The sequence below is a fragment of the Parasphingorhabdus sp. genome (genome assembly GCF_049667325.1).
GTDB lineage: Bacteria > Pseudomonadota > Alphaproteobacteria > Sphingomonadales > Sphingomonadaceae > Parasphingorhabdus.
The window spans coordinates 1-6,544 of the sequence record NZ_JBATHY010000310.1 but is presented as its reverse complement, the minus strand read 5'-3'; the positions used below and the strand labels follow the sequence as shown (position 1 = coordinate 6,544).

Genomic DNA, 6,544 nt, shown 5'->3' with positions numbered 1-6,544 from the left:
CCGATGTACGAAGACAAGGTCGTCGATTTCCTGTTTGACAAGGCGGAAGTAACCGACCGCAAAGTCACGCGCGAAGAACTGGAAACCGCGATAGAGGCCGAAGACGACGCTGAAACCAAACCTGCTGCCAAGAAAAAGGCGCCGGCAAAGAAAGCCGCTGCCAAAAAACCTGCCGCCAAAAAGGCTCCGGCCAAGGCGGACGCAGAAAAGGCGCCGGCCAAAAAAGCACCGGCCAAGAAGGCTCCGGCCAAGGCTGCTGCGGATAAGGCGCCTGCCAAGAAATAACATAGATATTCCGCCGGGCCGGATCAGCCGGCCCGGTGGACAATATCAGAAGCTGACTTCGCTTGCCTTGTCGATGACCGTGCCGAGTATACCATAGGCCTTGGCTTCTTTGGTCGACATCCAATAGTCGCGATCGATATCCTTCATCACGCGCTCAAGTGATTGCCCGGTTGCCTCGGCTATCTTCTGTGCAATCCGCTCGCGCATTTTGACGATTTCTTCGGCCTGGATAGCAATGTCGGAAGCCTTGCCGCCAGCACCGCCCGATGGCTGATGGATCAGAAAACGGGTGTTGGGCAGGCAGAAACGCTGCTTCTTGGGGACGCCCAGGAAAATATGCGTCGCAATGCTTGCCACCCAGCCGGTGCCGACTACCGCGACAGGCGATTCGATATAGTTGATCAGGTCATGGATTGTATCACCGGATTCGACATGGCCACCGGGGGAATTGACCAGCAGGCGGATGGGGTCATGGCTCATATGATCGAGATAGAGCATTTGCGTGGTCACGCGCTCTGCCAGTTTCTGGTCGACACCACCGAAAATCAGCACGGTGCGCGTTTCCAGAAATTTATTCATCATCAGGGCCATCGGATTCGGCGTGTCGCTTTCCTCTTCGCTGTAAAATGGTGCAATGGAAGGTGAAAATGTGGACATGTAGCTCTCCAGAAAACGAGGGATATGGTGTTTGAAATCCCCATAGACCGAGGATATATCGCGCGCAATGTCATGTTGGTGCAATCGGGGGTTGATTGCGCGGCGCAGAGTCCAGATATAGGCTTTCAGTAAACAAAGGAAATTTCATGAACCCGTTTGATTTTGGCGATCGCAATCCTGTTGTGGACGCCCTTGTTCCGGTTGTTATCGAACAATCCAACCGTGGCGAACGCAGCTTTGACATTTTTTCACGCCTGCTTCGGGAACGGATCGTTTTTGTCACCGGGCAGGTCGAAGACGGGATGGCTTCGATAATCACGGCGCAATTGTTGTTTCTGGAATCTGAAAATCCCAAGAAAGATATCTATCTCTATATCAACTCGCCAGGCGGCGTGGTGACCGCTGGCATGGCGATCCACGACACCATGCAGTATATCCGGCCGCGTGTCGGTACGGTTTGCGTGGGTCAGGCGGCTTCGATGGGCAGTTTTCTGCTCGCGGCGGGCGAACCTGGAATGCGGATGGCGACAACCAATGCCCGGATCATGGTGCATCAACCATCCGGCGGCGCCCAGGGAATGGCTTCGGATATCGAGATCCAGGCGAAGGAAATCCTGCGTATTCGTGCGAGTATGAACGAGCTTTATGCCAAATATACCGGAAAACCGGTCGCCGAGATTGAAAAGGCGATGGACCGGGATACGTTTCTCGAGGCCGATGAAGCCAAGGCATTTGGCATTGTCGACGAAGTCTACGACAAGCGTCCGGTACCCAAAGAAGATGATAAATAAGCGGTTAGCGCCGCCCTAAATGAAATTTAAGCACTATTTGATAGACTTGGTTATTCGCTAGAAAAGCCGTGAAAAAAGCGGTGGCAATTTGGAATTTGACGGTTAGATTGCAAGGCTATCCGGTTTAAAGGACTTTTTATGACTAAATTGACGGGATCTGATTCGAAGAGCACTTTATATTGCTCCTTCTGCGGCAAATCCCAGCATGAAGTCCGCAAGTTGATTGCCGGACCCACGGTTTTCATCTGTGATGAGTGCGTCGAGCTGTGCAATGACATCATCCGCGAGGAAACAAAAGGGTCCGTAACCGGCCGTAAAGATGGTGAAGTGCCAACACCGCAGGAAATCTGCGACGTATTGAACGATTATGTGATCGGGCAGAAACGCGCGAAACGCGTCCTTTCGGTTGCTGTTCACAATCATTACAAGCGCCTTAACCACGCTGCCAAATCCGGCGATATCGAGCTGGCAAAGTCCAATATCCTGCTGGTTGGCCCCACTGGCTGCGGTAAAACGCTGTTGGCGCAGACTTTGGCGAAGACATTTGATGTGCCGTTCACCATGGCCGATGCGACGACTCTGACCGAGGCAGGCTATGTCGGCGAAGATGTTGAAAATATCATCCTCAAGCTGCTTCAATCGTCGGACTATAATGTCGAGAAGGCCCAGCGCGGGATTGTCTATATTGACGAAATCGACAAAATCAGCCGCAAGGCCGAGAATCCATCGATTACTCGTGATGTTTCCGGTGAAGGTGTTCAACAGGCACTGTTGAAGCTCATGGAGGGCACGACCGCCAGCGTTCCACCGCAGGGCGGACGCAAGCATCCGCAGCAGGAATTCCTGCAGGTCGACACCACCAACATCCTCTTCATCTGCGGCGGCGCGTTCGCGGGTCTCGAAAAGATCATCGGCGACCGTCTCGAAGGCAAATCGATCGGCTTTGGCGCCCATGTAGCCGCCCCGGAAGAGCGCCGTATTGGCGAACTTCTGGCCCAGGGCGAGCCCGAGGATCTGTTGAAATTCGGTCTGATCCCGGAATTTGTCGGCCGTTTGCCGGTCATTGCCACGCTCGAAGATCTTGATATCGACGCGCTGGTTACGATCCTTCAGGAACCCAAAAACGCGCTGGTGAAACAATATCGCAAATTGTTCGAACTGGAAGATGTCGGTTTGACCTTCACCGACGACGCGCTGGTCGCGGTCGCCAAAAAGGCGATCGAACGCAAAACCGGTGCGCGCGGACTGCGTTCCATCGTCGAGAATATCCTGCTGGATACCATGTTCGACCTGCCCGATTTCGAGGGTGTGGACGAGGTCGTGATCGACAAGGATGTCGTCGCCGGCACCAAGGATCCGGTGAAGGTGATTGCCAAGAGCAGCAAAGCGAAAAAAGAAGACGCGGCTTGATTGTGCCCCGGCGAAGGCCGGGGTCCATCTCCTGAAATCTCCAAAATGAGCTAAGGTCTTATTTGCACCTGCCGGTACCGTTGTGCGAATTCAAACCAATAGCATGTCGCTATTCGGTCACGAGATGGACTCCTGCCTTCGCAGGAGAACGATCACTTATAAATACACCCATCCAGCTTCTCGTTGCGCACAACATTGATCCGCGCGGCAATCGTATTGCCATAACGTGCGGTAAAGCCGCTAGCGCCGTTGACGGCCCGTTTCTTGGGTAAGGGCAGGGCAGCGGCTATGCGCGCGGCCTCGATACGGGTTAAATCCTTGGCATCTTTGTTGAAATAACGCTGGGAACCGGCCTGAACGCCATAGGTTCCGATCCCGGTCTCGGCCAGATTGAGATAGACTTCCATGATCCGCTGCTTGTTCCAGATTGTCTCGATCAGGAATGTGAAATAGGCTTCCAGTCCCTTGCGGAAAAAGCCGCCGCCTTGCCAGAGAAACGCGTTTTTAGCGACCTGTTGAGATATCGTTGATCCACCCCTGATTCTCCCGCCCTGGGCATTGCGTTTGATCGCTTTCTGGATCGCTTCGGTATCAAATCCGTCGTGGCTGCAGAATTTTCCATCCTCGGCTGCAATCACTGCACGCACCATATTCGGAGAAATATCACTGAAGCCCACCCAATCCTTGGTGATGCCGTTTTCATCCATTATCATGGTTACGGTAATTGGCGGCGGCACAATGGCGTAAATCCCGACCCATGCGACCGTGATCAGAACGAAATAGATAGCAAATTTGAAAAGAAACTTGATTGCCCGCATCGCGGCAACCTAAATGCAAAACGCCCCGAAAACAAATCATGTTTCGGGGCGTTTCCAATTTGTTCGTCATCCCGGCGCAGGCCGGGATCCAGTCCATGAGAAACGTCGCTTTGCGGCTCCCTTATGTACTGGGTTCCCGCCTTCGCGGGAATGACAGTCGGCAGAATCAACTCGCTGCGAGCAGCTTCTTCTCTCCGGCAATGCGAAGCATCGCTTTCTGCAGCTTCTCAAAGGCACGGACCTCGATCTGTCTTATCCGTTCGCGACTGACTTCGTAGACCTTGCTCAGATCTTCAAGCGTCTTGGGATCTTCCGACAGCCGGCGTTCAGCCAATATATGCTGTTCGCGTTCGTTCAATGAACCCATGGCTTCGGTCAGCATTTCGTGACGGAAGTCGGCTTCCTGAGCAGCAGCGATCGATTCATCGTGCAGCGGGCCGTCGTCTTCGAGAATGTCCTGCCACTGGCCACCATCGCCATCTTCCGACGAAAGCGAGACGTTCAGCGAAGCATCGCCGCCCATCGACATGCGGCGGTTCATATTGACCACTTCATGTTCGGCAACGCCGAGATCCGTAGAGATTTTCTGGACGTCTTCCGGTGAGAGGTCGCCATCTTCGAAGGCATCGAGATTATTCTTCATCCGGCGCAGGTTGAAGAACAGTTTCTTCTGGGCAGCGGTCGTGCCCATTTTGACGAGGCTCCAGCTGCGCAGGACATATTCCTGTATCGACGCGCGTATCCACCACATCGCGTAGGTCGCGAGGCGGAAACCGCGTTCGGGTTCGAATTTCTTGACGCCTTGCATCAGGCCGACATTGCCTTCGGAAATCAGGTCCGAAACAGGCAGGCCATAGCCGCGGAAACCCATCGCGATCTTGGCGACAAGCCGCAGATGCGAGGTGACCAACTGGGCTGCTGCTTCCTGATCCTTATGTTCAGAATAGCGTTTCGCCAGCATATATTCTTGTTCTGGGGTCAAAAGCGGAAATTTACGGACTTCCGAGAGATACCGGTTCAGGCTTGCGTCCCCCCCTAAGGCAGGGATTTTTGCCGGAACATTGCTACCAATAGCCATTTTAGTTCCTTCTTATGTTGTGCCTCCGGGCCTCATCAAGCACCCTTCGGTCAAAAACGTATATAGGGTGTATTACCTATACACGCAACTTCATGAATAGTTCCTGCATATCGTCCGGAAAACCGATAGAAAACATCAATTTCTCATCCGTTATGGGGTGAACAAATCCAAGGCTAGCAGCATGCAATGCCTGGCGTCCAAATTGAATATCTTTTCGCCGGGAAAGCAAAGATTTTCGACGAGTGCCATATAGCGGGTCACCAATGAGACTATGACCGATGTGGGTCATATGGACCCGGACTTGATGGGTCCGTCCCGTTTCGAGCGTGCATTCCACCAAAGCGGCACCGTCCAGCATTTCCTTGACCGTATAGTGGGTCATCGCCAGCTTGCCCCGGTCATCGCCGACAACCGCCATTTTCTTGCGATTGACATTGCTCCGGCCGATACTCCCCTCGATTGTCGCGGAAGCCGGATTGGGCCTGCCGTTGACGATCGCCATATAGCGTCGTTCGATATCATGTTTGGCGAACAGGGCGCTCAGGCCCTGGTGCGCGGCGTCGGTTTTGGCCGCAACCATTAATCCCGATGTATCCTTGTCGATCCGGTGGACAATCCCCGGCCTGGTCACGCCACCAATGCCCGACAACTGTCCCCTGCAATGGTGCAGCAGGGCATTGACCAGCGTCCCGTCGGCATGACCGGCCGCTGGATGAACGACGAGGCCCGCCGGCTTGTTGATGATGATCAGATGGGTGTCTTCGAAGACCACATCGAGCGGAATATCCTGCGCGAGTGCAGGGCCGGCGATCGGTTCGGGAATGGTCAGCTCAAATGGCTTTCCGTTCAGTTTCTTGGCCGACGGGTCGGTGAATTTAACCCCGTCAATCAAAAGGTTTCCGGTCGCGATCAGCGATTTGACCCGTTCACGGGAAAGCCCCTCTACCGCTTCTGTCAAAGCCGCGTCGAGACGTTGTTTTTTTTGAGAATCCGGCAATGTTCCGGATATTGTGGATTGCCCCTCGTTCATCGCGTAGATGTGGGCCATGCAAGTCTTTATATCAAGCGCGATGTTGGCGGAACTCCAGCAATTTGCCCGTGTTTCCGCTCGTCAGGAAATCTGCGGAATTCTCTTTGGTCGCGATGGCCGGGTGAGCGGCTATCGTGCTGCGAAAAATGTTGCTGATGATCCCTGCCGGCATTTCGAGATTGATCCTGCGATACTGATCGCGGCCGAGCGGGAACAGCGGGAAGGGCGTGCGCCCATTCTTGGTTATTATCATTCGCATCCCTACGGAACAGTAGTGCCTTCGGTGACCGATGCCGAAAGCGCCGCCCCGGATGGCAGGGTCTGGTTGATTATGAATGGCGAGGACGCTGCTGCATGGCTGAGCGTCGCCAATGGCGAAATATATGGCCGTTTCGACGCAATGATGCTTGATTGCTCGGGAGCAAAAGGCCAAACAGCCGCGGAATAGAAATCACAGTTTAAGGGCGCGTTTATA

General features: G+C 53.9%; 7 protein-coding genes and 1 pseudogene. 4 read left to right on the top strand and 4 right to left on the bottom strand.

What is annotated here, in order from left to right:
* Positions 1-285: pseudogene (locus WBM93_RS13360) on the top strand (trigger factor); the annotation flags it as partial.
* Between the two features lie 45 nt (positions 286-330).
* On the opposite strand, the gene WBM93_RS13355 reads toward WBM93_RS13360, so the two are convergent.
* Positions 331-942 (bottom strand): ATP-dependent Clp protease proteolytic subunit, encoded by a 612-nt coding sequence (locus WBM93_RS13355; RefSeq protein ID WP_424432356.1) that lies wholly within the window; start codon positions 940-942, stop codon positions 331-333.
* 146 nt (positions 943-1,088) lie between these two features.
* On the opposite strand from WBM93_RS13355, the gene WBM93_RS13350 reads away from it, so the two are divergent.
* Both WBM93_RS13350 and clpX read left to right on the top strand, forming a co-directional pair.
* Complete coding sequence (locus tag WBM93_RS13350) at positions 1,089-1,733, top strand: ATP-dependent Clp protease proteolytic subunit (protein WP_424432355.1); 645 nt, start codon at positions 1,089-1,091, stop codon at positions 1,731-1,733.
* Positions 1,734-1,871: 138 nt separating this feature from the next.
* Positions 1,872-3,143, top strand: coding sequence for an ATP-dependent Clp protease ATP-binding subunit ClpX (clpX, locus tag WBM93_RS13345; RefSeq protein WP_424432354.1), 1,272 nt, complete (start codon positions 1,872-1,874; stop codon positions 3,141-3,143).
* Between the two features lie 152 nt (positions 3,144-3,295).
* Here clpX and mtgA read toward each other — a convergent pair whose 3' ends face one another.
* From mtgA to WBM93_RS13330, 3 genes are all read right to left on the bottom strand, one after another.
* Positions 3,296-3,961, bottom strand: a complete 666-nt coding sequence (mtgA, locus tag WBM93_RS13340; RefSeq protein WP_424432353.1) for a monofunctional biosynthetic peptidoglycan transglycosylase — start codon at positions 3,959-3,961, stop codon at positions 3,296-3,298.
* A 166-nt stretch (positions 3,962-4,127) separates the two neighbouring features.
* On the bottom strand, positions 4,128-5,039 hold the full coding sequence (gene rpoH, locus WBM93_RS13335; RefSeq protein ID WP_424432352.1) for an RNA polymerase sigma factor RpoH: 912 nt from the start codon (positions 5,037-5,039) through the stop codon (positions 4,128-4,130).
* 76 nt (positions 5,040-5,115) lie between these two features.
* Positions 5,116-6,069: an RluA family pseudouridine synthase gene (locus tag WBM93_RS13330; RefSeq protein ID WP_424432357.1), complete on the bottom strand. Its 954-nt coding sequence runs from the start codon at positions 6,067-6,069 to the stop codon at positions 5,116-5,118.
* 16 nt (positions 6,070-6,085) lie between these two features.
* Here WBM93_RS13330 and WBM93_RS13325 point away from each other — a divergent pair, with 16 nt between their 5' ends.
* Positions 6,086-6,517 (top strand): Mov34/MPN/PAD-1 family protein, encoded by a 432-nt coding sequence (locus WBM93_RS13325; RefSeq protein ID WP_424432351.1) that lies wholly within the window; start codon positions 6,086-6,088, stop codon positions 6,515-6,517.
* Positions 6,518-6,544 lie beyond the last annotated feature (27 nt).